This is a genomic window from Photobacterium leiognathi (assembly GCF_030685535.1).
In the GTDB taxonomy this organism is placed as follows: domain Bacteria; phylum Pseudomonadota; class Gammaproteobacteria; order Enterobacterales; family Vibrionaceae; genus Photobacterium; species Photobacterium leiognathi.
This window is the reverse complement of the sequence record NZ_CP131601.1, coordinates 1,147,211-1,173,207: the sequence shown is the minus strand read 5'-3', so window position 1 is coordinate 1,173,207 and position 25,997 is coordinate 1,147,211. Positions and strand designations below refer to the sequence as shown.

Annotated in this window: 21 protein-coding genes and 1 other annotated feature; of the genes, 13 read left to right on the top strand and 8 right to left on the bottom strand. The window is 41.8% G+C overall.

Annotation, left to right across the window (positions count from 1 at the left end):
- The first annotated feature begins 245 nt into the window (after positions 1-245).
- Positions 246-2,222, top strand: a complete 1,977-nt coding sequence (locus Q7674_RS12570; protein WP_045062980.1) for a putative bifunctional diguanylate cyclase/phosphodiesterase — start codon at positions 246-248, stop codon at positions 2,220-2,222.
- A gap of 51 nt (positions 2,223-2,273) precedes the next feature.
- Here the strand turns inward: Q7674_RS12570 and Q7674_RS12565 are convergent, their stop codons facing one another.
- Both Q7674_RS12565 and cysB read right to left on the bottom strand, forming a co-directional pair.
- Complete coding sequence (locus Q7674_RS12565) at positions 2,274-3,464, bottom strand: methyltransferase (protein WP_045062979.1); 1,191 nt, start codon at positions 3,462-3,464, stop codon at positions 2,274-2,276.
- A gap of 145 nt (positions 3,465-3,609) precedes the next feature.
- Positions 3,610-4,584 (bottom strand): HTH-type transcriptional regulator CysB, encoded by a 975-nt coding sequence (gene cysB / locus Q7674_RS12560; protein ID WP_008986690.1) that lies wholly within the window; start codon positions 4,582-4,584, stop codon positions 3,610-3,612.
- Between the two features lie 411 nt (positions 4,585-4,995).
- Here cysB and Q7674_RS12555 point away from each other — a divergent pair, with 411 nt between their 5' ends.
- The gene (locus Q7674_RS12555; RefSeq protein ID WP_023932834.1) at positions 4,996-5,757 is read left to right on the top strand and encodes a hypothetical protein; all 762 of its coding nucleotides are present in this window, start codon (positions 4,996-4,998) and stop codon (positions 5,755-5,757) included.
- 90 nt (positions 5,758-5,847) lie between these two features.
- Positions 5,848-6,639, top strand: a complete 792-nt coding sequence (miaE, locus tag Q7674_RS12550) for a tRNA isopentenyl-2-thiomethyl-A-37 hydroxylase MiaE (protein ID WP_045062978.1) — start codon at positions 5,848-5,850, stop codon at positions 6,637-6,639.
- A gap of 85 nt (positions 6,640-6,724) precedes the next feature.
- On the opposite strand, the gene topA is transcribed toward miaE, so the two are convergent.
- A complete protein-coding gene (gene topA / locus Q7674_RS12545; protein WP_305423892.1) occupies positions 6,725-9,376 on the bottom strand; it encodes a type I DNA topoisomerase in 2,652 nt (883 codons plus the stop codon).
- A 621-nt stretch (positions 9,377-9,997) separates the two neighbouring features.
- Between topA and Q7674_RS12540 the strand changes: the two genes are divergently transcribed.
- Positions 9,998-10,246 carry a YciN family protein gene (locus Q7674_RS12540; protein ID WP_008986674.1) on the top strand — a complete coding sequence of 83 codons (249 nt, stop codon included), beginning with the start codon at positions 9,998-10,000 and terminating at the stop codon, positions 10,244-10,246.
- A gap of 59 nt (positions 10,247-10,305) precedes the next feature.
- Here the strand turns inward: Q7674_RS12540 and sohB are convergent, their stop codons facing one another.
- Complete coding sequence (gene sohB / locus Q7674_RS12535; protein ID WP_045062977.1) at positions 10,306-11,367, bottom strand: protease SohB; 1,062 nt, start codon at positions 11,365-11,367, stop codon at positions 10,306-10,308.
- 266 nt (positions 11,368-11,633) lie between these two features.
- Between sohB and Q7674_RS12530 the strand changes: the two genes are divergently transcribed.
- Positions 11,634-12,407 (top strand): YciK family oxidoreductase, encoded by a 774-nt coding sequence (locus Q7674_RS12530; RefSeq protein WP_045062976.1) that lies wholly within the window; start codon positions 11,634-11,636, stop codon positions 12,405-12,407.
- A gap of 103 nt (positions 12,408-12,510) precedes the next feature.
- Here Q7674_RS12530 and Q7674_RS12525 read toward each other — a convergent pair whose 3' ends face one another.
- The gene (locus tag Q7674_RS12525) at positions 12,511-13,392 is read right to left on the bottom strand and encodes a DMT family transporter (RefSeq protein ID WP_045062975.1); all 882 of its coding nucleotides are present in this window, start codon (positions 13,390-13,392) and stop codon (positions 12,511-12,513) included.
- Positions 13,393-13,640: 248 nt separating this feature from the next.
- Complete coding sequence (gene rluB / locus Q7674_RS12520; RefSeq protein WP_107229570.1) at positions 13,641-14,735, bottom strand: 23S rRNA pseudouridine(2605) synthase RluB; 1,095 nt, start codon at positions 14,733-14,735, stop codon at positions 13,641-13,643.
- 351 nt (positions 14,736-15,086) lie between these two features.
- Between rluB and Q7674_RS12515 the strand changes: the two genes are divergently transcribed.
- Positions 15,087-16,097, top strand: coding sequence for a Solitary outer membrane autotransporter beta-barrel domain (locus Q7674_RS12515; RefSeq protein ID WP_162184322.1), 1,011 nt, complete (start codon positions 15,087-15,089; stop codon positions 16,095-16,097).
- Between the two features lie 47 nt (positions 16,098-16,144).
- Here the strand turns inward: Q7674_RS12515 and Q7674_RS12510 are convergent, their stop codons facing one another.
- Both Q7674_RS12510 and rnm read right to left on the bottom strand, forming a co-directional pair.
- Positions 16,145-16,765, bottom strand: a complete 621-nt coding sequence (locus tag Q7674_RS12510; RefSeq protein WP_045062973.1) for an L-threonylcarbamoyladenylate synthase — start codon at positions 16,763-16,765, stop codon at positions 16,145-16,147.
- On the bottom strand, positions 16,765-17,655 hold the full coding sequence (gene rnm / locus Q7674_RS12505; protein WP_305423890.1) for an RNase RNM: 891 nt from the start codon (positions 17,653-17,655) through the stop codon (positions 16,765-16,767). Before rnm ends, Q7674_RS12510 begins: the two co-directional genes overlap by 1 nt.
- Before the next feature lie 178 nt (positions 17,656-17,833).
- Positions 17,834-17,929 (top strand) — a sequence feature (Trp leader region).
- A gap of 67 nt (positions 17,930-17,996) precedes the next feature.
- Between rnm and Q7674_RS12500 the strand changes: the two genes are divergently transcribed.
- From Q7674_RS12500 to trpA, 7 genes are read left to right on the top strand one after another with little or no spacing between them, the layout of a single operon-like run.
- Positions 17,997-19,010, top strand: coding sequence for a bifunctional 3-deoxy-7-phosphoheptulonate synthase/chorismate mutase (locus Q7674_RS12500; RefSeq protein WP_045062971.1), 1,014 nt, complete (start codon positions 17,997-17,999; stop codon positions 19,008-19,010).
- The gene (locus Q7674_RS12495) at positions 19,007-20,602 is read left to right on the top strand and encodes an anthranilate synthase component 1 (protein WP_045062970.1); all 1,596 of its coding nucleotides are present in this window, start codon (positions 19,007-19,009) and stop codon (positions 20,600-20,602) included. Before Q7674_RS12500 ends, Q7674_RS12495 begins: the two co-directional genes overlap by 4 nt.
- A gap of 11 nt (positions 20,603-20,613) precedes the next feature.
- Complete coding sequence (locus Q7674_RS12490) at positions 20,614-21,228, top strand: aminodeoxychorismate/anthranilate synthase component II (RefSeq protein ID WP_045062969.1); 615 nt, start codon at positions 20,614-20,616, stop codon at positions 21,226-21,228.
- Between the two features lie 25 nt (positions 21,229-21,253).
- Positions 21,254-22,264, top strand: coding sequence for an anthranilate phosphoribosyltransferase (trpD, locus tag Q7674_RS12485; protein WP_045062968.1), 1,011 nt, complete (start codon positions 21,254-21,256; stop codon positions 22,262-22,264).
- Between the two features lie 2 nt (positions 22,265-22,266).
- Positions 22,267-23,667: a bifunctional indole-3-glycerol-phosphate synthase TrpC/phosphoribosylanthranilate isomerase TrpF gene (gene trpCF, locus Q7674_RS12480; protein WP_305423887.1), complete on the top strand. Its 1,401-nt coding sequence runs from the start codon at positions 22,267-22,269 to the stop codon at positions 23,665-23,667.
- Between the two features lie 2 nt (positions 23,668-23,669).
- Positions 23,670-24,860 carry a tryptophan synthase subunit beta gene (gene trpB / locus Q7674_RS12475; protein ID WP_045062966.1) on the top strand — a complete coding sequence of 397 codons (1,191 nt, stop codon included), beginning with the start codon at positions 23,670-23,672 and terminating at the stop codon, positions 24,858-24,860.
- Positions 24,860-25,666, top strand: a complete 807-nt coding sequence (gene trpA / locus Q7674_RS12470; protein ID WP_045062965.1) for a tryptophan synthase subunit alpha — start codon at positions 24,860-24,862, stop codon at positions 25,664-25,666. The genes trpB and trpA overlap by 1 nt, the downstream gene beginning before the upstream one ends.
- The last annotated feature ends 331 nt before the right edge of the window (positions 25,667-25,997 follow it).

Sequence of the window (25,997 nt, the reverse complement as noted above, 5' to 3'; positions counted from 1 at the left end):
ATAAGGAAGTAAATTATTTTACTTCCTTATTAAGCTGTAATTTATAAATATATTTAAAAATATAAAAAACCATTTATTACAATAGTTTATCCTCATATTAAATTATTGATAAATCATTATACAAATATATGCTTATCGTTCCCTATATTGTGAACTAACATCACGTAATCAGAAAAAAAATCATATTCTGAACTTTATATCTCAGTTAATATCTGCATCACATAATAATTAAAAAGATATTGGTGATGGATATTTACTCGCCTTTCAATCATCTTCAAAGTCCTATTTGGATCTTTGATTTTGACCACAAACAAATCATTTGGGCTAATGACAAAGCGCTTCCACTATGGGAATCAACTTCTCATGAGGAGCTTCTTTCACGCGATCTTAGTAAAGATATGTCTGCTGCTGTAGAAGCGACATTAGAAGAGTACCGCGAAACATTTAAACAAAACAAAACAATAAAAACTTGGTGGCATTTAGACCCAAGAAAAGTTGGCAAAAACCTTCTCTGTAATTTTTCTGGAATCACGCTCCCTGATGGCCGTATCGCCATGCTGGTTGAAGTGATAGGCGATGAATCAAGCCTACGTTGTGAACTGGCATTTTCAGACTGTGCAAACCTTGCACTTCTGTTTGATGAACATGGTGATCTTGTCAGTGCGAATAATGTTTTCACGAAAAACTATGGTAATGATCTACACAATCTCGCATCTTTTGTTGGCGATAGCGACATTGCAAAACAGTGGATCCACAATGCGAGAATAAACCAAGATCTAAAGCACAGCCGCCTCTGCTGGACTGGGCAAGGTCATATTTGGTTTAATATTGAAGCTAAATGGCTAGCTGATAAATCTCAGTTACTACTTCAAATCGTTAATATCACTAAAGAGAAAGAGAATTTACAACGCGAACGCTACAACGCTGAGCACGACTTTTTAACAGGGTTAATGAACAGACGCGGGATCTCTTCCGCATTAAAAGCAAGCCACCATTTTTCACTACCTTACAACTTGCTGTTTTTAGATTTGGATAGCTTCAAGCTCGTCAACGATACTTATGGTCATGCTGTAGGTGATAAGTTATTACGCGCCGTAGCCATTCGATTACTCGACACCGTCAAATGCCGTGGCTTAGTGGCACGTTTCGGTGGTGATGAGTTTATTATTCAAATTGAAGAGCGCAATACTCCCAATTTAGAACTCCTCACTCGTGAAATTATCACTACGTTAAATCGCCCATTCTATATAAAGAATATCGGTGAAATTTCCATTGGTTGTAGTATTGGTACTGCGCAATATCCAAAGGATGCTGATACATTTGAAACCCTGATCACACAAGCAGACATGGCTATGCATTGTGCGAAGAAACATGGTCGAAACTGTAGTTACCATTTTCAACCACATCTCGCTGAAACGCTTTACCGCAAAAATGCACTGCGCCACCACCTATCACAAGCTCTTGAAATCAAAGACTTCCAACTTTACTACCAACCCATTATCGATCTTAGCACCATGATGTTAAAGGGCTTTGAAGCGCTGATCCGTTGGTACGATGATTCATTAGGTCACGTCTCTCCTGCCGAATTTATTCCTCTCGCAGAAGAAACAGGACAGATTGTACCTATTGGCTCTTGGGTTTTACGTAAGGCTTGTGAACAATTAGCAGAATGGAATCAGAAGTACGATACCAAGTTAATCATGAGTATTAACCTATCTCGTGCCCAACTTAAGCTTTCACTGGTTGAGGAACTAGTGCTCATTATTGAAGAATACAATATCGATCCTTCTCAAATAGCATTAGAAATTACCGAGTCAGCGATGCTGCAAGAATTTAGCGAGGCAAAACCTTGTTTAGATGCTATTGCTGCTCTTGGTTTTGAACTTTATTTGGATGATTTTGGTACTGGCTATTCTTCACTGTCTCAGTTGCAGAACTTGCCAATCAGTACAGTAAAATTAGATCAAAGCTTTGTTCAGAACGAACAAGACAGTGGAAAAGCTATTGTTGAAGCCACTAAAGCTATTTGTAATAAGTTAAACCTGAAGGTGGTTGCTGAAGGCATAGAAACCAAACAACAATTAGATTACATCCAAAGCTGTAACTTTAATTATTGCCAAGGCTATTACTTCAATAAGCCACTATCAGTGCAGGATTTAGAAAATGGTATTCTATCTTCGTTGTTAAAACACAGCGATTCTATAGAATCTGAAACAAACTAATATGTCCCCTATCACCGCGAGTATCATCTCGCGGTGATATTTTCTTTCATGCTACATACGCTCAGCATGGATCAATAAGTTTCTTGGCGTCATTTGCTTTTCACAAAATGTCCCCAATGTCACTTTATAATTCGACTCTTCTAAAAAACACACTCTGTCTAACACTAACCACAACTCTAATGGGCGACGAAATAATTGACGAACCAGCTCCATACGTTCGGTGATCGCAAAGCGTTTTTCGCCTAACTGTTGCCAATAATCGAAGTTAATATCATCAGGTAATGTCATGCCTTTTTGCTCAGCAGCCCATAAACAAAATGCTTCAAAGCCCTCACCTAACAAGGCTTTTTGAACGTTAGGAATTGGCAAATAATCATTCGTTTGATTCACTTCTCGCTGTAATAAATCAAACCCTAAGCGAAAACTCACTTCAACAAAGCGTAGCTGTTTTACCCGATTGCCAGCTGTCACGGTCTCTTGTAATGGCAAACGTAAATCATGTTTTGATAACTGTAACTTACTTGCCTTAGCGCCACTTGATAATGGCTGATACTGCTTATCTCTGATCAGATGATAACAGCATGGCGATACACTCACCGCTTGCCCTTTTTTCGCCACCACTTGTTTGATCAACGACACATGCAAATCACCGCAAGCATGCAGCGCAACCGCGTGTTGCTTAGGTTGAATATATTGCTGACTACTAACATCAAACGCATCACCTTGAACAAAGTGAATATCCAACCCTAATTGCTTAGCCGCTGCTTCACCATCAACACACAGTTGTTGCTGCCATTCTAAGCTTGTTACCGGCTGTTGATGCGTGACAGACAATACACGCCCAAGAAAGCCTTTACCTGCACACCACTCTAGCCAAGGCACACCTAAACGAGGCAACACTTGGTTAAATGCAGTAATTTGTTGCCACTTACGCCCCGGAATACCAGCATCAAAATTTCTTGGATATACATATTCACTCCCCGTTAAACGTGATGTTTCTGCTAACTTTGCAAGTAAAGCCACATCTGGGATCCACGGCGTAAAAGCATCTATTAGTGCTTGTTGATCTTGGTTTAAATGCACCAAGGTTTGATCGTCAATCGATGCTAACCAATCGCAAAACTCTGGATGTTGTTCCTCCCATGCAAAACCTTTATCAGCAAAAGGAACAAACTGCCAATACTGACGATTTGCCGTTAATAACGTATCTAATTGTTGAAAAGTATTTGCATAACAGGACATAAATAATAACTTAGTGGTGCTAAAAACAAGGGGCGATAGTGTATACCTAAATCACTCTGTCGATAAACTACCAAGCCGCCATTTCTACATGCCAGAAACAACAAAACCGCCAATAACGGCGGTTTTGAACTATAAATCATTTAACTTATCGAACGGGTAACTCAATCTCAGCGAACATTGCCTCAATTTCACCATTGTTCTTCAATGCAATGGCTTGATCGACCACATTACGAGTTAAGTGTGGTGCAAAGCGTTCCATAAAGTCATACATGTACGTACGTAAGAAAGCACCTTTTTTAAAACCAATCTTAGTCGTGCTTGCGGCAAAAATATGGCTCGCATCAATCGCCACTAAATCCTTATCTGTTTCAGGATCCATTGCCATACTCGCAATCACACCCACGCCAATACCTAAACGCACATAAGTTTTGATCACATCAGCATCGGTGGCAGTAAAGACAATCTTCGGCGTTAAGCCTGAGCGATTAAATGCACTGTCTAATTCAGAACGACCTGTAAAACCAAATACGTAAGTCACAAGAGAATAGGCAGCTAAATCGTGGATCGTAATATTATTTTTAGTCGCTAATGGGTGATCACTACGCACTACAATCGAACGATTCCAGTGATAACAAGGCAACATGATCATATCTTGATATAAATGCAGTGCTTCTGTTGCGATAGCGAAATCTGAACGCCCTTTACCTACAGCATCAGCAATTTGTGCTGGCGTTCCTTGATGCATGTGCAACGACACTTTTGGATAACGAGCAGTAAAACCTTGAATAACCGAAGGCAAGGCATAACGAGCTTGAGTGTGTGTCGTTGCAATATTTAATGTCCCCATCTCTGGGTGGGTATGCTCGCCAGCAACGGCTTTAATGCTTTCCACTCGCGATAAAATATCACGGGAAATACGTACAATATCTTCCCCCGCAGGTGTTACTTTGGTTAAGTGCTTACCGCTGCGTTCAAAGATCTGAATACCTAATTCATCTTCAAGTAATCGAACTTGTTTACTGATACCCGGTTGAGAGGTGTATAAGCTCTCAGCCGTTGATGATACGTTAAGGTTATGATTCACCACCTCAACGATATAGCGAAGTTGTTGTAATTTCATGGCACCGCCTACTCAATAATCCGTTACCTTTCACACCACATCCATTAAGCCCTTATGGTATTCAATGAGATAGGTATAATCGTGCAACCATGTAATTAACATTTTATATATTGAAATCAGCTATTTTCATAGCATTTGTTTGTTTTTTAGCTACAGAAATCAATATTTTTGCAGTAATGCTAATTATAAGAATGCACCTAATTTATTATTTTGAGTACAAAGTAAGCACATTTTTGCATAGGCTATACAGAGCACTTTGACGTTGTTTGTGGATAAATTTTTGCTGCACTGCACAAATTACACTGCGATTTGAATAAAGCTCCTATTTAACAAGTATCTCACTAGGCTGTTTTTTCGAGATAGTGTATCCTGCTAGATTCGAGATTAATGCATGGAAGATAGATATATCTTATGAGTATTCCTTTAGTTATAGGCTTAATTGGTCTGTTACTTGCGCTTATCATTGGTTACAACGTCATCATTCAATATCGCCAACGTATAGAGGCGATTAAGCAGCAAGAACTGGCAAAACATATTGCAATTATCGATGCAACAGAAGAGTTGATCGGTAACGCGCATCACCTGCCTTACAGCAAAGAATTATTGGTATGCTTAAACCAACGTATTGTTGATGCTTTGCAGCAAATGTCTGAAGCCTCTCCCAATGATCGTTCGCTCACTCAACGTATTAAAAATGTGACGGAGCAAATTGCCCATTTAGAGAGCAGCTATAACAATGCCGATATCACCCCGTTTAAAGTCCCAAGTACAGACAAACAAGCGATTGGCATGCTGCAGTTAGTTAAACGCCTAAAAACTGTGATCAAAAATGAACACAGCAAAGGGCGTATGGGCACACAAGCCTTCGTTAATGAAAATGCCCGTTTAGAATCTATTCAACTACGTATCAATATTGAAAACGTAGTGAAACGCGCCAATGAAGCACGTATCAAAGGGCAAATTGGTACCGCTAAACAATTGCTGAAAAAAGGCATTGATGTACTATCGGCTAAAAATGATAACTACGCCAACCAAGCTCGTGAAAAGCTTCAGTTAATGCTCGATGAAATTGATAACAAACAATCAATGAATTACGAGCAAGAGCGTCAACAACAGCTCGATAAAGATCAAGATGATCTCGATGTCTTATTCCAGCCAAAGCGTAAATGGTGATTTTCTTCACTTTGGCTTAAAATAGCTCAACTACAAAGGTCGCAGTAGCGGCCTTTTTTATGCCTTCAATAACAATAAATGATACGTCTTATGGATAACACGCAACAGATGATTAATGAGCTACTGACGCCCATTAAACAATTTCTTCAATGTGAAACACCAGATAGCTGGATTGAAGAAGCCCGTAAGCCAGAAAACCTAACAGCACTGTTGGTCGATCACTGTAATTGTGAGCTAAAAGCCAGCCAAACCGCCATGTTCATGGTTCGCAAATACGCCGTTGACAAAGCCAGCGGTGAAGCGCTACTTGCATGGGCAAAGCCTTATGAAGATTTTGTTTACGGTGGTGCTAACCGCTCTACTGCACTATTTCATAACAAGAAAAATGGTTTATCCGCACCGTTAGTGGCACGTGCTGATTTTCCTTATGGCGAAGAGTTGATTGAAAAGATGGTGCGCTTAATTAAAGAAGAGTTTCACCATTTCGAGCAAGTATTAGAGATCATGGAAAAACGTGATATTCCCTACTCTAATCTTCATGCTGGGCGTTACGCTAAAGGTTTAATGAAAGCAGTACGTACTCATGAACCTGCCACTTTAATCGATAAGCTTATCGTTGGTGCTTATATTGAAGCGCGTTCTTGTGAGCGTTTTGCTAAGCTTGCGCCTTATTTAGATCCAGAATTGAAGAAGTTTTATATCTCGCTATTGCGCTCAGAAGCTCGCCACTATCAAGATTATTTGACGTTAGCTGAAAAGATCGCAGGCAAAGATATCCGTGATCGTATTCAAGCTATTGGCGCTAAAGAAGCAGAGCTAATTTCAGCTCCTGATAGCACTTTCCGCTTCCATAGTGGGACACCAGAATATATAGCTTGCTAATTCTTAGCCTATTACCAAAATACAAAAAACCGCCATCAGCTAGCTCATGGCGGTTTTTATTTAACTCTGAAAGTTAACGAAGAAATTACTTCTCAGCTTTTTCTTTCTTTGGCTTTTTACGCTTGTCAGTGATTTCCCACTTACCATCGACGTAAAGTGCAGTCCAACCTGAAGGCTTACCATCAATCTCAGAACGCACGTAGTTTTCTTTACTCTTACGAGCAAAACGAACCACAGTTGGTAGACCATCAGGATCTGCCACTGGCGCTTCTGTTAGGTAAGTAAACTTAGGCGATAGACGATCTTTAAAACGTACTAACTCTTCCACTAATGGTGCACGTGTTTCACGCGATTTAGGGAAAGTACTTGCTGCCATAAATAGACCTGATGCACCATCACGAAGCACAAAGTAAGCATCTGGATCTTGGCTACATGGTAGCTCAGGTAGATGTACTGGATCTTCTTTAGGTGGCGCAACTTCACCGTTTTTCAGGATCTTACGTGTATTCTTACAGCTTTCATTAGTACAGCCCATGTACTTACCGAAGCGACCGTTTTTCAGTTCCATATCAGAACCACACTTGTCACATTCGATAATAGGACCTTCGTAGCCTTTCAGCTTAAATTCGCCTTTCTCGACAATGTAACCTTCACAACTTGGGTTATTACCACAAACGTGCAGTTTACGATCTTTGTCGATCAGGTAAGCATCCATTGCTGTACTACAAATCGGACAGCGTTTCTTAGCGCGCAGTGCTGCAGTTTCAACGTCTTCTTCAAGTACGTTAACAATGCCTTCTTCGCTACCTAAGTTGATCGTTGTTTTACAACGCTCTTTAGGCGGTAATGCATAACCCGAACAACCTAGGAATACATCGGTTGATGCCGTACGAATCCCCATTGGGCGAGAACACGTTGGACATTCAATATCAGTTAATACGATATTGTTAGGCTTCATGCCGCCTTCTGATTCATCCAACTCTGCTTTTTCAAGCTCAGTGGTGAAATCAGAGAAGAACTCATCAAGCACTTTCTTCCAGTTTTTCTCACCTTCTGCAATTTTATCGAGGTTACCTTCCATACGGGCTGTAAAATCGAAGTCCATCAGATCAGGGAAACTACCATCTAGGCGATCAGAAACAATTTCACCCATCTTCTCTGCATAGAAACGACGCTGATCAACACGCACATAACCACGATCTTGGATGGTAGAGATGATCGATGCATACGTTGATGGACGACCAATGCCACGCTTCTCTAACTCTTTAACCAATGCAGCTTCTGTAAAGCGTGCTGGCGGCTTAGTGAAGTGTTGCTTAGGCTCTAGCTGTTCTAGCTTCAATACGTCGCCTACGTTAACCATAGGCAGCGTTGTGTCTTCATTTTTACCAGATGGACGCTGTACTAGTGTCCAACCTGCAAAACGTAGCGTACGACCTTTCGCTTTTAGGCTAAAATCACCCGCTTTTACAGTGATCGTGCTTGAATCGTATTTCGCAGGCACCATCTGACAAGATACGAATTGACGCCAAATTAAGTCATATAGCTTAACTGCGTCTGCTTCCATACCTTCAAGGTTTTCAGCTTTTACTTCTACGTTAGAAGGACGAATCGCTTCGTGCGCTTCTTGGGCATTTTGTTTGCTGCCGTATACGTTCGCTTTTTCAGGTAAGTATTCATTGCCATACTCACTAGAAATAAAATCACGTGCTGATTCAACCGCTTCTTTTGAAAGGTTGGTTGAGTCTGTACGCATGTAGGTAATGTAACCTGCTTCGTATAGACGTTGCGCTAAGCCCATTGTACGTTTAACACCGTAACCTAGGCGCGTACTCGCCGCCTGTTGCAGTGTTGATGTAATGTATGGTGCTGATGGCTTGCTACTGGTTGGACGATCTTCACGCTCAATCACTTCATACGCTGCTTTTTCAAGTAGCGCTTTTGCAGCCATGGTGTCCGCTTCGTTAACAGGGCGGAAAGCTTTGCCTGCTTGCTGTGCCACCATTAAACGTAGTGCATCTTTGCCTACTGTTAAGGTATCAGCATGAATGTCCCAAAACTCTTCAGGATCAAACGCGTTGATTTCGCGCTCACGCTCTACGATCAATTTCACCGCAACAGACTGAACACGACCTGCAGATAAACCACGTGCAACTTTTTTCCATAGCAATGGTGAAACCATAAAGCCCACAACACGGTCTAGGAAACGACGTGCTTGCTGAGCGTTTACACCATCAATATTCAGTTCACCTGGCTCTTCAAACGCCTGTTGAATCGCATTCTTTGTAATTTCGTTGAATACAACGCGCTTATAGCGTGCATCATCGCCACCGATGATCTCACGAAGGTGCCACGCAATAGCTTCCCCTTCGCGGTCCAAATCGGTTGCGAGATAAACATAGTCAGCGTCTGCTGCTAGTTTTTGTAATTCACTTACGACTTTTTCTTTACCTGGAAGCACTTCGTAATGCGCATTCCAATCGTTGTATGGGTCAACACCCATTTTTCCGATCAGTGCTTTACGGTCTTTCTCATGTTTAATGCGTGCTTTCTCTTCGGCACTCAACCCTTTGGTCGATGTTGCCGCGGCCTTCTTGCCAGTAGTGCCTGAACGCGAACCTGTTGGCAAATCACGGACGTGACCAACACTTGACTTAACAATGAAATCCTTACCCAAGTACTTATTAATCGTTTTAGCCTTGGCTGGGGACTCCACGATAACGAGAGATTTACCCATAATGACTCTATTACGTCCTCGTGCTCGCTAGAATATAAAAATAAAAAACTGCCACTGCTTTACATTGTAACCAGCAACATTCGACCAATCTCATTAAGTCACTAATCATAAAAATAGGAACAGTGAATTAATATGATTGCTTGTGATCTTTTTCGTAATCAAACATTTTTGCAATGACAAATTGCATTGTCGCTACGTAAAATTCTATTTACATATTGGGCTAGAATACAAGAAGGTCAACTGCTTTTTAACGAAATCCGTCTATTTGGTTGCACCTTCTTCAATTGTTAACAAAATGTATAGCACAAAATTTATCTTAACGACTATCAAATAACAGACTGATTTAAAAGCACATACTAGCACTCTCTCTGTCTGCATTTATGGTTCAAAATCGAAAACAATAAAATGAGATAGAAATTCGCGCAGATCATTACCATTTATCGAACATCACTGACTAGCAAAAAAAATCTTTTTACGCTTTTGCTCACAGTAATAAGGAATTTAAAACTGAAATGCGGTTATCACTGATTAATAATTAAACATTCTTTATCTACGACTATTTGTTTTATTCAATTAACTTAAATAGACTACACACGCTATTCAATTGTTTGAGACTTTAATATGAGTAATAAAAACCCAATTTCATCAACTGATTTACTAATGATTGCAAACCAAATCATTCAAGATCAAGAGTCTTATATTGATGGTATGCGCGCAACATCTGTAGAAGAGCGTGATGGCGTTTTAATCTTTAAGGGTGAATACTTTCTTGATGACGAAGGACTGCCAACAGCCAACACAACAGCAGTCTTTAATATGTTCAAATTGCTAGCGCATAAGCTTTCTCCTGAGTTCACTTTAGCTGACTAATTGAGCTCGACATAAAAAAACCCGCACGCTGCGGGTTTTTATTTATCATTCAAAGCATATTACATGAATGGGCGTTGGCCACGTGCAACCCACTTCATCAGTAGATTATCTGCCGCATCACCTGACGCACCAGCAAGTTTTTCTGCTAGCTTCTTGCGACGAACGTATTTCACTTTCAGCACTTCACGATCTTTACATGCTTCAGTGATTAAATCGTCACTGGTTGAAATTTGGTCTACTAAACCAAGATCAAGTGCCTGTTGACCAAACCAGTGCTCACCTGTCGCTACTTTTTCAAGATCTAAGCCTGGACGGTGAACTGCAATAAAGTTTTTAAATAAGCCGTGTGTTTCTTCAATTTCTGTTTGGAATTTCTCACGTGCTTTATCAGTGTTTTCACCAAACATGGTTAGTGTGCGCTTAAACTCACCTGCTGTGATTTGCTCGTAATCGATATCGTTCTTTTTCAATAACTTATTAAAGTTAGGAAGCTGAGCAATAACACCAATTGAGCCCACAATAGCAAATGGTGCAGATACAATCTTATCAGCCACACAAGCCATCATATAGCCGCCACTTGCTGCAACTTTATCAACAGAAACAGTTAGCTTAATACCCGCAGCTTTTAAGCGATCAAGCTGAGAAGAGGCAAGGCCGTAACCGTGAACCATACCGCCGCCAGTTTCTAAGCGAAGTAACACTTCATCACCTTCAATAGCAACAGCAAGAATTGCAGTGATTTCTTCACGTAATGAAGAGACTTCGCGCGCATCTAAACTACCGTGGAAATCAACCACAAATAAACGTGGTTCACGTGAGGTATCTAAACTGCCATTTTTAGCCGCTTGCTTCACTTCTTGTTGGCGTGCTTTATCTTTTTCTTTCTCTGATTTCTTCTCTGCTTTGTCGCGCGCTTTAAGCAGTGCTTTATCAAATAAGTGCGACTCCAACTGGTTTACTGTGTCTTTGTACTGCTCTGTTAAGTCAGTCACTTCTAGTTCACCCTTTTGTGAACCATGGCGACCATTCAATGCTTTTACTAATACCAAGACACCAACAATGGCAACCACAACTGTCGCGATTTTGGCGAAAAATAATCCATAATCAAATAAAAATTCCAATATCCAATCCTCTTTGTTGGCAATACAAAAGCGCCATAACGTATTGTAACTGGGATATCACTTTCATCGCTATCTTCTCTTTCAGAAAAAGAAAATGAATCCGACCATAGATCACGACTTAAGATGAAAGGAAATTCTCTCAGCTAGTAAATTCTGATATGTTTCGTTAGTAGTAATCTATATTTTTACCAAGCTCAATACTTGGTGCAGTTTTAGACTAAATTTCAACCGAATAACAATAAAAACAACATAAGAAGGAAGCTAATGTGGAATACCAGATCGCTGCAGACTCTCTCAAAGATCGCGTTATTTTAGTTACTGGTGCAGGTGACGGCATTGGACGCGAAGCCGCTATTCAATACGCAGCTCATGGTGCAACTGTCATTTTATTGGGAAGAACAGTCGCAAAATTAGAAGCTGTTTATGATGAAATTGAAGCCTTAGGCTACATCCAGCCCGCTATCATTCCATTAGATTTAATGGGCGCAACCAAGCAACATTACTTGGATATGGTCGATACCATCGAACAACAATTTGGACGTTTAGATGGCGTGCTACACAATGCTGGCCTCCTTGGCGTTTTAAGCCCATTAGAGCAAATTGAAGAATCAACATTTGATGATGTGATGCAAGTAAACGTGAAAGCGCAGTTCTTGCTCACACAAGCGATTATTCCGTTGATTAAGAAAGCCCCTGATGGTCGTATTGTATTTACATCATCCACCGTTGGTCACAGTGGTCGTGCATTCTGGGGCAGCTACGCAATTTCTAAATTTGCGACTGAAGGCATGATGCAAGTGTTAGCCGACGAGCTCAGCAATACCAATGTGAAAGTGAACGCCATTAATCCTGGCGGCACACGTACAGGTATGCGCGCGCAAGCGTTTCCAGCAGAAGATGTTACACAACTAAAAACACCCAAAGATATTATGCCGTTATACCTTTACTTAATGGGGCCAGAAAGCCAACACGTTTCAGGTAAATGTATTGACGCGCAACCAAAGCTAAAACCAGCGTTTAGCAACGAAGAAGAAGAGTAACAACTAAGCTTATTCATTGTTATTTAAACGAACTTATTCATTGTTATTTAAACGAAAAAGCCGACACAAACGTCGGCTTTTCTATATCTAAATATCTTATTTTCTATTGGCTACTTTTGAGTTGTTTTCTCCATTGCCAAGCAAATAATCCTGACAAGGTTAGCACTACAACAGCAGAGCCTAATAACACATTAGAAGTCGGTGTTTCACCAACAATCAGCCACACTAATAATGGACCAAATAACACTTCAAGCAATAAGATCAAGCTTGTTTCCGCTGCGGGTAAATAGCGAGGCCCATAAGCAATCAAATAGAAAGACAATGGGATCACAACGCCGCCCAATAAAAACATCTCTATCGCTTGACGCATATCGAGTGCGAAAGGTTTCGCACCGACAGACAGTGAAATAATCGAGGTAAATACCCCTGCAAGGATGATGTAAACAGAGCCTAGCTGCCCTTGAGTTTTACGCAACGCAACAAGGTACACCGCAATAGCAATCGCTGAGACAAGCGCTAGAGAGTCGCCACGAAGCTCATCTACCGTTGGGTGATAACCAAAGACAAGACCAATCCCACCAACAGCAATAATAATTGCCAGTACCGTTGCCTTATCTAGCTTTTCTTTTAAGAAAAAGAAGCCAATAACAGCGGTAAATAATGGCGCTGTATTAGTGATCACCAAGGTACTCGCGACTTGAGTATTATCCAGTGAGAGCACAAAGCAGATAGTCGATGCACTAAACAAACCTGCAGTGATCAAGGTTAACAACGATGGACGCAGCAAATGCTGAGTGATCACTTTTCTATCAGTGAACCACTGCACCGTAAACAACATAACTGCAGGCAAAAATCCTCGCCAGAAGATCAATGTCCACTCACTACTGTCTATTAAACGGACGAGTAACGTATCAAAACTTAAGACAATCACACCCAACAGGGTGATCAATCGGCCCCGTTGTTGCCCTTTTAATGCCTCTAACATTGTTACACTCACATATTATTCGTTATTCGTTCCGAATCCCTTCACTATATACCTGCAACATCATAGTTAGACCTCAGCCTATTGGCTTAGATCTATACACCTTGAAGCTTACTAGATATAAAATGCATCACAGCAATTATTTAGTACTTTTGAAAAGTATCACTTGGTTATACCACGTCATTTTCAGGATACAAAAAAACCGACGCGAGGTCGGTTTTTTATTAATCAGTCTCGTATTAAATCTAAGATTACTTACGAGTACGTTGTTTTGCAGGCTTGTTCGCTAACGGATTACGGCGGTTAGCTGCATTGCCTGAAGGCTTACGCTTACCTGATGACTGTGGCTTACCACTGTCATTTCGGTTGTCACGACCCTTTGCAGGTTGTGAACGACCGCTACCACGACGTTCGTTTTGCTGTGACTCAACTTCTGCGTTACGGCTAGCACCTGGGTTACGACGATCGTTGTTACGACCACGACGACCACGGGCGTTACCATTACCTGTTTCAATACGCTCTTCGTGACGACGAACAGCACGACGAATTTGGCGAATACCTTTCTTACGCTTTTGACCTTCAACAGTCAGTGCCGTTTCAGTCTCAGGTGGTAGCTCTACTGTTGCGCGAAGTTCGTTTACTTCTTTTAGCTCTAGCTCGCTCCAACCACCACGAGGCATGTCTTTCGTTAGGTAAACATCACCGTAACGAACACGCTTAAGACGGCTTACGGTTACGCCTTGTGAATCCCATAAACGACGTACCTCACGGTTACGACCTTCAGTGATCACAACGTAGAAAGTATGGTTCATACCTTCACCACCAGCGTAAACCACATCTTCAAAACGTGCTAAACCATCTTCTAGTTCAACACCTTTTACAAGGTTCTTCACCATTTGCTCAGTCACGTCACCGAATACACGCACCATGTATTCACGCTCAACCGTACGGCTTGGGTGCATTAGACGGTTTGCAAGCTCACCATCAGTAGTGAATAACAGTAGACCTGATGTGTTCGCATCAAGACGACCTACCGATACCCAGCGACCAGTATTTAAGCGAGGAAGACGATCAAATACAGTACGGCGACCTTCAGGATCGTGACGAGTACATAACTCACCTTCTGGCTTGTTGTACGCCAAAATACGGCAGATTTCTTCATCTGAAGAGATAAGCTCAATACGGTGACCATCCACACGTACGTTTGCAGTCATATCTTCAAGACGATCGCCAAGTTTTGCTACAACACCATCAACACTTACGCGGCCGTTTTGGATCATTAGTTCGATTTCACGACGTGAACCTTGACCAGCTCGTGCCAATACCTTCTGTAATTTTTCACTCATTTTTAGACAAACCTTTGTCGCCTTCACAGGCGTCGAAATACTCATCAAAACATCTCGGACTTTAATTCACTTTTATAATCAGTAAATTAGAACACCAAAATGATTTATGCGAATAGCAATAATTTGGATTCTGTGTGAGGTTTTAACACTCAACATAAATCAGAATATGGGCGCGCATTATGCCAAAGCAAGGCTTAATTAGCTATGAAAAAATATAGACTCTATCAACAATATTGGCATCACTACCCACTTCTTCTATTAACAAGCTTTATCCATTGTTATCGCAAATTTAACATATTGCACAATCAGATTTTCCCTATATTTTTCTTAAGAAAGGTGATGAGAAACGTCATGTTAAATATTCAATACATATTATATTATTTAATACGTAGACTTATTTTAATTCTAATTATTAGTATTTCTTTTTATTCTGTCTTAGTCAAAGCACAGAGCTACCCCTCATTAGAACAGTTTTATGAAAAAAAAGTAGCAAGAGCAATGGTGTTAGCCAATAGTGATATTTTCACTGTTGGTTTATTTCAATTTAATCCCAACTCCATATTTGGTACTGACAACAACATATTAGGTGACATCAACTCACTCAAACAAAGAGAAACCCTTCGATCTCTTTCTATTCCTTTTAATTATACACTCAAAAAAACTGACACAACGCAGCATCAATTGCTATCTGGTCTAAGTGCATTAATCATTAAAGAAGATAATGAAGAAAGCGATCCTAATGCTTTTATTAATTCGCAAGAGTCTCATTACAAAGCAATGGTAGGGTATCGCTACAAACGAGAGTTAAAGGATAATTGGCTATTTAGTGGAGGTGTCCATTTTCATCTCCTCTACTATGAAAGTAACGTTACGATTAATGACCCTGAAGTTCGAGCTTTTTTTGATTTTGTTTTTGGTGATACTTTTCCATCTACCTCGTTCTGGTCTTTACTGGCTGAACCAGAACTCTCAATCACGTTTAGACAGCCTTATCAATGGGGTGGCTATAACCTAATTACACAATGGCAATATTTTTTGGGTCATAGTTGGGGAGATGCCAATTTCGGCGACGCCGGTAATCCTGAAGGTTGGTATTTCACAAATGGTATAGAGTTATATTGGATACCATCACGCAATTTCCTAACTAAAAAACACAAGTTTTTTACTCAATTAAATCGCATTGATTTAGGTAGTAGAGCACAAATCGCAATGGATACATCTCATTATTATGAGTGGGCAGTTGGATGGCTAGTAGATAAGCCATTTAAAACAGACTGGATTGATAATCTTGGTTTGGGTTTAAATATTAATAGCCACAGTCACTATCGTGGAGCTAGTTTCGTTCTGTATTTTAATTATTAAAGCGTACCTTAGTTTATCTAAGACACGCTTTTTTGTATTATCAATATTTACTCAAACGGTGTCACATCACCAGCGCCAACACGAACAACATCAATTTCACCATCACTGAAATCAATCACTGTGGTTGGTTGCTCACCTAAGTAACCACCATGCATGATCAAATCAACGGCATGTTCTAGTTTGTCGCGGATTTCATCTGGATCAGATTCCGTCGTATCATTACCCGGCAGAATCAAAGACGTTGACATTAACGGCTCACCTAACGCTTCAAGTAACGCTAAAGCAATCACATTATCAGGCACACGAATACCGATTGTTTTACGCTTAGCGTTCATTAAACGACGTGGAACTTCTTTAGTACCTTTAAAAATAAAAGTATAAGCACCCGGCGTATTATTACGTAGTAAACGGAACGCAACGTTATCAACACGGGTGTACAAAGATAGCTCTGATAAGTCACGACACAACAACGTGAAATTATGCTTTTCGTTTAAGCGACGAATTTGGCAAATACGCTCTAGTGCCGCTTTATTTTCAAGCTGACACCCTAGTGCATAACCAGAATCTGTTGGGTACACCACCACACCGCCATTTTTAATAATTTCTACCGCTTGCTTAATTAAGCGTGCTTGTGGGGTTTCGGGATGCACGTAAAAAAATTGACTCATTATTCCTCCTTTGAGGCAGCAGCTTCAACTTGAATCTCTACCTCTACTCGCTTTTTCTCCACTTCCCAGTCATGCCAAATTGCTGGCACATCTTTTGGTAGCCACAAGTTACGTCCTAATTCCGTCCACGGTGATTGATAGTGGAAATCAGAACCTTGTGAAGCAAGTAAATTATATTGTATGGCGTAATCCCCTAAGGTACGTCGTTCTTGTTGCGCTTGTTGAGGCTGGGCAACTTCCATTCCATCACCACCCACTTCAATAAAGTGTTGGATCAAGCGTTTTAGCCATTTTGCCGTCATGTTGTAACGACCAGGATGCGCAATAACGGCTTTACCACCTGCTTGATGGATAATCTCAATCGCCTCGGCAATCGTGCCCCAATTAGGCGGCACGTAACCAGGGTTACCACGGGTTAAGAATTTCTTAAAAACAGCCTGCATTGTCTTAGCATAGCCTTGATCGACAATCCATCGTGCAAAATGAGCACGAGTAACCGATGCATCACTAGCTAATGCTGCTGCCCCTTCATAAGCGCCTGGCATTCTATTTTTTTCTAATCGCGCACCGATTTCTTTTGCACGAGCAAGACGACGTTCCGCCTGTTCCCCTATAAATGAAAGTAATGCGGGATTATTTGGATCTATATTAAGCCCAACTATATGAATATCAAAGTTTTGCCATACGGTAGATATCTCAATACCGTTGATTAATGTGATCGGCAAGTCTTCTTGCTCAATCACGCTATGGGCTTCATGTAAGCCAGCAACTGTATCGTGATCAGTAATAGCAAGGATATCGACCCGCATATCTACGGCACGTCGAACCAACTCTTGCGGCGTTAAGCGACCGTCTGACGCTGTAGTATGGCTGTGTAAATCAAACAACATAAGTTTTATTCTTGACTTTATAATCGTGAACTAGTTTACTAGTACATAAATACCAAGTAACCAAATACTTGATTGTTCTGCTGATTGGGTTAATTAACCTGATAGCAAAAATGTAACTAATGCCTAATAGGACTCTTACATGGTACAGCAAATTCACCAGCAACAATGCGTTTTCTTCAATAATTGGTGGTGGCACTCCCATTAACGGGCTGTGTGAATTGCTGTATTTAGAGCAAAAGAACAACAAGCCCGCAGCCTTCGCGGGCTTTTTTATAACTCAACACTTTAGCGGTACATCACACACATTCAGTCACCAAAGCGAATTTAAACAAGGATGCCCTATGATTATTGTCTTAAAACCACAAGCAACAGAAGCTTATGCCAATATTCTCCTAACGAAAATTGCGAGCCTTGGTCTTAAACCGCTTTATATGCCAGGTAGCGAACGTATCGTACTTGGTGCATTAGGTGATGAACGTGTACTACAAAGCCTAAATATTCATGCCGATCCTCTAGTTGAATCAGTCAAACCCATTCTGACTAAATACAAATTGGTTAGCCGAGAAGTACAAGCCCACAATACTGTTGTACGTTTTGGCTCAGCAGCTGTTGGTGGTGATCGTTTTGCCGTTATTGCAGGCCCCTGCTCTGTCGAATCAGAGCAACAACTTCTCTCTGTTGCTGAAATGGTCAAATCCCATGGTGCTATGGCACTGCGTGGCGGCGCTTATAAACCACGTACCAGCCCTTATGATTTCCAAGGTCTCGGTGTCGAAGGGTTAAAATTGTTAAAACAAGCCAATGACATGCTCGATATTCCAACCGTTTCTGAAGTAATGGATGTGAGCCAAGTTGAAAAAATGACTCAATATGTTGATTGTTTTCAAATTGGTGCGCGAAATATGCAAAACTATGGATTGTTAAAAATTGTCGGTGAAAGTAAAAAACCGATCTTGCTCAAACGCGGACTTTCAGCCACTATCGAGGAATTGCTACTCGCTGCGGAGTACATTTACGACGCGGGTAACCCGAATATCATTCTTTGTGAGCGTGGCATTCGCACCTTTGAGACAGCAACAAGAAATACATTGGATCTCAATGCAGTCGCTTACCTTAAGCAACATACCCACTTACCAGTGCTGGTCGACCCAAGCCATGGAACGGGAATTCGTGAGTTAGTGATCCCACTTTCACGAGCGGCTGCCGCAGTTGGGGCGGATGGCATCATTGTCGAATCACATTTAAATCCATGTGAAGCCTTATCTGATGGTCATCAAGCACTCACTGCACCAATGTTTGAACAATTAATGCAGGAATTAAAACCGTTTGTGGAAGCGGCAGGGAGAACGCTGTGAATACTCACTCAATAGGAAATCATCCACTAGGGCAAAACACATTAGCTGCTAATGAGATCGATCTTCTCAGCCTTGATGTACCTTATGTTGCCGATCCCACTGAACTGTACTTTTCAGTTTGTGGCGATCGCCCGCACAACCTTTTATTAGAATCAGCAGAAGTTGATTCTAAGCAAGATCTAAAAAGCTTAATGCTCGTCGATGCGGCAGTGCGTATTGTTTGCCGTGGTAAGGAAGTGACGCTAGAAGCCTTAACCGGTAATGGTGTGAATGTTATTACCCATTTACAAAACCAACTACTGAGCGATATTAAAGCAATCTTGGATGAAAAGACCTTAACGCTGGTATTTCCATCTAATGCCCATGATATTGATGAAGATAGCCGCTTACGACAAACATCATCATTTGATGCGTTGCGTTTGATCCAAAACGCATTTGATACCAAGCATCACCCGAAAGAAGCCTTATTCTTAGGTGGGCTTTTTGCATACGACTTAGTGGCAGACTTTGAACCGTTACCGGAAGTGAAACAAGACAATAACTGTCCTGACTATATCTTCTATATTGCTGAAACTTTGTTGATTGTCGATCACCAACGCCGCAAAGGCACACTACAAGCGACCTTGTTTGGTGGCGAGCATTACACCAATAGCTATCACGATTTAAGTCGTCGCCTGCAAGCGATTAAAGAGATCTGTTTAAATCCACAGCCAGTGCCACCAGCACAAGTACTTGCTCAATGTGAACCTGTCGCTTCTATCAATGACGAAGATTTCTGCCAAACGGTCGATAATCTCAAGCAGTTCGTGATCAGTGGTGATGTATTCCAAGTAGTGCCATCACGCCAATTTACCTTGCCATGCCCTTCTCCACTGGCGGCATACAAAGCGCTTAAAGTTGGCAACCCAAGTCCATACATGTTCTTTTTACAAGACTCAGACTTCACCTTGTTTGGCGCATCCCCTGAAAGTGCACTCAAATATTGCTCTGATTCAAATCAGGTAGAAATCTACCCAATAGCAGGAACACGTCCTCGTGGTAAAAATAGCGATGGCTCAATCAATCTTGATTTAGATGGTCGCATTGAACTGGAACTGCGTTGCGATACCAAAGAAAACGCTGAACACATGATGCTGGTAGATCTAGCTCGTAATGATGTCGCAAGGATCAGTGAAGCAGGAAGCCGTTATGTTGCAGATTTACTCAAAGTTGATCGCTATAGCCACGTAATGCATTTAGTTTCTCGTGTGGTTGGTCAACTGCGTAGCGATCTTGATGCCCTGCATGCTTATCAAGCCTGTATGAACATGGGCACATTAACAGGTGCGCCAAAGATTCGTGCTATGCAGCTTATCCGTGATGTTGAGCAACGCCGTCGTGGTAGTTATGGCGGAGCTGTCGGCTACCTTACAGGTCATGGTGATATGGATACCTGTATCGTGATCCGTTCTGCTTACGTTGAAAATGGCATTGCCAGTGTCCAAGCAGGCGCTGGTGTGGTTTACGATTCCGTACCTCAAGCCGAAGCCGATGAAACACGCGGTAAAGCCCAAGCTGTGATTAACGCCATTCGCACTGCACATCAAGGTTAAGGAGAACCACAATGACAAACGCAACCCCAGCCCATATTGTGCTACTCGATAACTTTGATTCGTTTACTTATAACCTTGTTGATCAATTTCGCTCACTCGGTCACCCAGTAACAATCTACCGTAATAACTTATCCGCAGAGCAAGTTGAAAACGCACTGGCTGAAAAAACAAATCCCGTTTTAGTGCTATCACCGGGACCTGGCGCACCAGCCGATGCTGGCTGTATGCCGGAATTAATCCTGCGTGTAAAAGGCAAAGTCCCGATGATTGGGATCTGTTTAGGCCACCAAGCCATTGTTGAAGCCTACGGCGGTAAAGTTTCCGGCGCTGGTGAAATTGTCCATGGTAAAGCGGCAATGATGAGCCATAACCAACATAAGGTGTTTGGTCACTTGCCTAACCCGCTTTCTATTGCTCGTTACCACTCTTTGGTTGCAACAGAAGTACCTGCAAGCCTAGCAACTATCGCTGATGTTGATGGCTTAGTCATGGCAGTACTTAACGAAGAAGATAAGGTTTGTGGCTTTCAATTCCACCCAGAGTCAATTTTAACGACCCAAGGGGCGGAGCTTCTAACACACACCTTAAATTGGGTAACAAGCCAAAACCCAAAAGAAAACGAATAAATTCAAAGCATTAAGGATGATGATTATGGATAACAAAATTTACGACATTGCCAATAAACTCTACGACCAAGAATCTCTGAGCCAAGAAGATAGCCACACCCTATTTGATGCCATTATCAAAGGTGAGGTGGATCCTATCTTGCTTTCTGCGGTATTAACCTCGCTAAAAATCAAAGGTGAAACACCTCAAGAAATTGCAGGTGCCGCAAGCGCTTTAGTGGCTAATGCGAACCCTTTCCCTAGCCCTGATTACGACTTTGCCGATATTGTCGGCACAGGTGGTGATGGTGCCAATACCATCAATATTTCAACCACTGCTGCATTTGTTGCTGCTGCATGTGGCATTAAAGTAGCGAAACACGGTAACCGTGGCGTTTCCAGTAAATCTGGCTCATCCGATCTACTTGATAAGTTTGGGATCAACCTAGCGATGACACCAGAAAACGCCCGTGGCGCATTAGATGAACTAGGCGTGTGTTTCTTATTTGCCCCTGAATACCATGGTGGTGTTCGTCATGCTATGCCTGTACGTCAAACATTAAAAACCCGCACCATCTTCAATGTGTTGGGGCCTTTAATTAACCCTGCAAAACCTAACATTGAGTTGATGGGTGTTTACGATAACAGCCTCGTTCGCCCAATAGCTGAAACCATGGCAACCATGGGTATGAAACGTGCGGCAGTAGTTCACGGTAGCGGTTTAGACGAAGTGGCAATTCATGGTGAAACCCATGTCGCTGAAATCATTAATGGTGAAATCACAGAATACACCCTAACCCCTGCTGATTTCGGTTTAGACACTTACCCGTTAGAAGCAATCAAAGGCGGTGAGCCAGAAGAAAACCGTGCCATTATCACCAACATTTTAACGGGTAAAGGTACGCCAGCCCAAGTGGGCGCAGTCGCTGTTAACGTAGCACTGCTGTTACGCTTATTTGGTCAAGAAGATCTAAAACAAAATACACAACAAGCCATTGAAGTCATGCAATCAGGTAAGGCTTTTGAGTTGGTAGAAAAATTGGCAGCACGAGGATAATCATGGAAACAGTATTAGCAAAAATTGTTGCTGACAAAAAGATTTGGGTAGAAGCACGTAAAGCGTCACAGCCGCTGGCTTCATTTGTAGATGATCTCGTACCAAGTGATCGTGATTTTTACCAAGCCTTAGCATCAAACAGCGATAACGGTGTAGAGCGCCCTGCTTTTATTCTGGAATGTAAAAAAGCATCACCATCGAAAGGCTTGATCCGTGATGATTTTAACCTTGATTACATTGCCGCTGTTTACAATAACTACGCCAGTGCTATTTCAGTCTTAACAGATGAAAAGTACTTCCAAGGTAACTTTGAGTTTCTACCTCAAGTTCGTAGTCAGGTACACCAGCCGGTATTGTGTAAAGACTTCATGGTTGATACCTACCAAGTCTATTTAGCACGTCACTATCAAGCCGATGCGATTTTACTGATGCTATCTGTGCTTAATGACGAGGAATATCAAACCCTTGCCGCGGTTGCTAATGAGTTGAACCTTGGCATTTTAACTGAAGTCAGTAACGAAGAAGAGCTTGAACGCGCAATCAAGCTTAACGCTAAAGTTGTCGGCATTAACAACCGAAACTTACGTGACTTAAGCATTGATTTAGACCGCACAAAACAGCTTGCGCCTAAACTATCGCAAGACACCATTGTGATTTCAGAGTCAGGTATTTACACCAATCAAGAAGTTCGTGATCTCGCGGCATTTGCTAACGGCTTCTTAATTGGTAGCTCGTTAATGGCAGAGGATAACCTTGATCTTGCGGTTCGTCGCGTACTGTTTGGTGAAAACAAAGTCTGTGGTTTAACCCAAGCGAAAGATGCCACAGCTGCCTATCAAAATGGTGCCGTTTACGGTGGTTTGATCTTTGTTCCTGCCTCACCTCGTTGCATTGATATTGAACAAGCTCGCCATGTAATGACAGGCGCTCCGCTTCACTTTGTCGGTGTGTTCCAAAATGCAGCAGTTAAAGAAGTTAGCCATGTTGCAAACCACCTCTCTTTGGCTGCGGTTCAGCTTCATGGTGACGAAACCCAAGATTACATTACAGAGCTTCGAGCAACCTTACCGAAAGAGTGTCAGATTTGGAAAGCGCACGGTGTGACAGATACCCTTCCTGAACTGAAGGATTTTACCGTTGATAAACACCTTGTTGATAGTAAAGTAGGTAACCAAAGTGGTGGTACTGGAACGAGCTTCGATTGGTCATTGATCCAAAGTAGCGATCGAAAAGGTATATTACTGGCTGGTGGCCTAAATGCAGATAACGCACAACAAGCAGCAGCATTAGGATTTGATGGCCTTGACTTAAACTCTGGTGTGGAAAGTGCGCCAGGGCTAAAAGACCCGAATAAATTGGATGCGGCATTCGCGGCAATCAAAAATATTAAGGACAATAAATAATTATGAGCAAATTAGATGCCTTCTTTGGCGAATTTGGTGGTCAGTACGTACCACAAATTTTAGTCCCAGCTTTGGACCAACTGGAAGATGCGTTTATCGAAGCGCAACAAGATCCAAGTTTCCAACAAGAATTCATTACGCTACTAAAAGAGTACGCTGGTCGCCCAACCGCCCTTACACTATGTCAGAACCTAACCAAAGGTACCAACACTAAGCTGTACCTAAAGCGTGAAGACTTACTGCATGGCGGCGCACACAAAACTAACCAAGTGTTAGGTCAGGCATTACTTGCTAAACGCATGGGCAAAAACGAAATCATCGCTGAAACAGGTGCTGGTCAACACGGTGTTGCAACCTCCCTTGCCTGCGCCCTATTAGGTCTAAAATGTCGTGTTTACATGGGCGCAAAAGATGTTGAGCGTCAAAGCCCAAACGTATTTCGCATGAAGCTAATGGGCGCTGAAGTGATCCCTGTCCACTCAGGCTCTGCAACGCTAAAAGATGCCTGTAACGAAGCTATGCGAGATTGGTCGGCAAGTTACGACAAAGCCCACTACTTGCTAGGTACCGCGGCAGGTCCTCACCCATTCCCGACGATTGTACGTGAGTTCCAACACATCATTGGTGAAGAGACCAAAGCACAAATTCTTGAAAAAGAAGGTCGTCTACCTGATGCGGTGATTGCTTGTGTTGGTGGTGGTTCAAATGCCATCGGTATGTTCTCGGACTTTATTAAAGAAACTGACGTTAAGTTAATTGGTGTAGAGCCTGCAGGTAAAGGTTTAGATACCGACATGCACGGTGCACCACTTAAACATGGCAAGCTAGGTATTTTCTTTGGTATGAAAGCACCTCTGATGCAAGATGAATACGGACAAGTAGAAGAGTCTTACTCAGTATCGGCAGGTCTCGATTTCCCATCCGTTGGTCCACAACATGCACACCTTAATGCTACTGGTCGTGCTGAATATGGCTCGGTAACAGATGATGAAGCATTGGAAGCATTCCAATTACTAGCACGTAATGAAGGTATTATTCCTGCATTGGAATCAGCACACGCATTAGCTTATGCCATGAAACTGATTAATGAAGAGCCTGAAAAAGAACAACTATTGGTTGTGAATTTATCAGGTCGTGGTGACAAAGATATCTTTACTGTTCACGATATTTTAAAGGACAAGGGAGCACTGTAATGGATCGTTATCAAGAGTTATTCAGCACGTTAGCTGAGCGCAATGAAGGTGCCTTTGTTCCATTCGTTACCATTGGTGATCCCAATCCTGAGCAATCAATGCAGATCATCGATACTTTAGTTGAATCTGGTGCCGATGCATTAGAGCTAGGTATTCCATTTTCTGATCCCCTAGCAGATGGCCCAACCATTCAAGGGGCGACAATTCGTGCACTAGAATCAGGCACAACCCCTGTCTTATGTTTTGAAATGCTTACGCAAATTCGTCAGAAATACCCAACAATGCCGATCGGTTTGCTGATGTACGCCAACCTCGTATTTGCTGCAGGTATAGAAAACTTCTACCAACAGTGCTCAGAAGCTGGTGTGGATTCAGTGTTGATTGCTGACGTTCCTGTCAATGCATCACAAGAATTTCGTGAAGCAGCAGTAAAATATGGCGTTCATCCCATTTTTATCGCGCCACCAAATGCAGACGAAACCACACTTCAGGCTGTATCAGAGCTAGGCGGTGGGTACACTTATCTATTATCACGTGCAGGTGTTACAGGAGCTGAAACAAAAGCAGGCATGCCAATTGACCATTTGCTTTCAAGCCTTAAAGCACATAATGCACCACCCGCTATTTTAGGCTTTGGTATTTCATCACCAGAACAAGTGCGTGATGCCATTGAAGCGGGTGCAGCTGGTGCAATATCAGGATCTGCTGTGGTGAAAATTATTGAGCAAAATCTTGATGACAACCAACAAATGCTAGCAAAACTGGCTGAATTTATTTCAGCAATGAAAGCGGCAAGTAAACGCTAAAAACCTTAACAACATTTATTAATAAAAGCCTATCAACTGAGAACCACTTTCTCATTGATAGGCTTTTTACTATTTCTACCTGCACAAAATTACTCCTCTTGCTGCATATTACTTCGTCTATTTTTCTAAGCTCAGCAGAAAATATCGAATCTAACCGTTGCCATTGCTGGTTGTTGCATGTAAAAGACACAACCATGAAATATTGGTGTAACAATTAAAACAATATTAACACCTTATGTTACTACTTCCGCCAAAGGCTTTTGCATTCACAATTAGGGGTCGCTATCGTGCAAAATAACGGAAATTTAATAAAGAATATTGGTGTTCAAGT

Excerpts from the sequence above, each read along its gene's own strand:
- Q7674_RS12570 (WP_045062980.1), top strand. The coding sequence starts at position 246 with ATGGATATTTACTCGCCTTTCAATCATCTTCAAAGTCCTATTTGGATC.
- Q7674_RS12565 (WP_045062979.1), bottom strand. The coding sequence starts at position 3,464 with ATGTCCTGTTATGCAAATACTTTTCAACAATTAGATACGTTATTAACG.
- cysB (WP_008986690.1), bottom strand. The coding sequence starts at position 4,584 with ATGAAATTACAACAACTTCGCTATATCGTTGAGGTGGTGAATCATAAC.
- Q7674_RS12555 (WP_023932834.1), top strand. The coding sequence starts at position 4,996 with ATGAGTATTCCTTTAGTTATAGGCTTAATTGGTCTGTTACTTGCGCTT.
- miaE (WP_045062978.1), top strand. The coding sequence starts at position 5,848 with ATGGATAACACGCAACAGATGATTAATGAGCTACTGACGCCCATTAAA.
- topA (WP_305423892.1), bottom strand. The coding sequence starts at position 9,376 with ATGGGTAAATCTCTCGTTATCGTGGAGTCCCCAGCCAAGGCTAAAACG.
- Q7674_RS12540 (WP_008986674.1), top strand. The coding sequence starts at position 9,998 with ATGAGTAATAAAAACCCAATTTCATCAACTGATTTACTAATGATTGCA.
- Q7674_RS12525 (WP_045062975.1), bottom strand. The coding sequence starts at position 13,392 with ATGTTAGAGGCATTAAAAGGGCAACAACGGGGCCGATTGATCACCCTG.
- rluB (WP_107229570.1), bottom strand. The coding sequence starts at position 14,735 with ATGAGTGAAAAATTACAGAAGGTATTGGCACGAGCTGGTCAAGGTTCA.
- Q7674_RS12515 (WP_162184322.1), top strand. The coding sequence starts at position 15,087 with ATGTTAAATATTCAATACATATTATATTATTTAATACGTAGACTTATT.
- Q7674_RS12510 (WP_045062973.1), bottom strand. The coding sequence starts at position 16,765 with ATGAGTCAATTTTTTTACGTGCATCCCGAAACCCCACAAGCACGCTTA.
- rnm (WP_305423890.1), bottom strand. The coding sequence starts at position 17,655 with ATGTTGTTTGATTTACACAGCCATACTACAGCGTCAGACGGTCGCTTA.
- Q7674_RS12500 (WP_045062971.1), top strand. The coding sequence starts at position 17,997 with ATGATTATTGTCTTAAAACCACAAGCAACAGAAGCTTATGCCAATATT.
- Q7674_RS12490 (WP_045062969.1), top strand. The coding sequence starts at position 20,614 with ATGACAAACGCAACCCCAGCCCATATTGTGCTACTCGATAACTTTGAT.
- trpD (WP_045062968.1), top strand. The coding sequence starts at position 21,254 with ATGGATAACAAAATTTACGACATTGCCAATAAACTCTACGACCAAGAA.
- trpCF (WP_305423887.1), top strand. The coding sequence starts at position 22,267 with ATGGAAACAGTATTAGCAAAAATTGTTGCTGACAAAAAGATTTGGGTA.
- trpB (WP_045062966.1), top strand. The coding sequence starts at position 23,670 with ATGAGCAAATTAGATGCCTTCTTTGGCGAATTTGGTGGTCAGTACGTA.
- trpA (WP_045062965.1), top strand. The coding sequence starts at position 24,860 with ATGGATCGTTATCAAGAGTTATTCAGCACGTTAGCTGAGCGCAATGAA.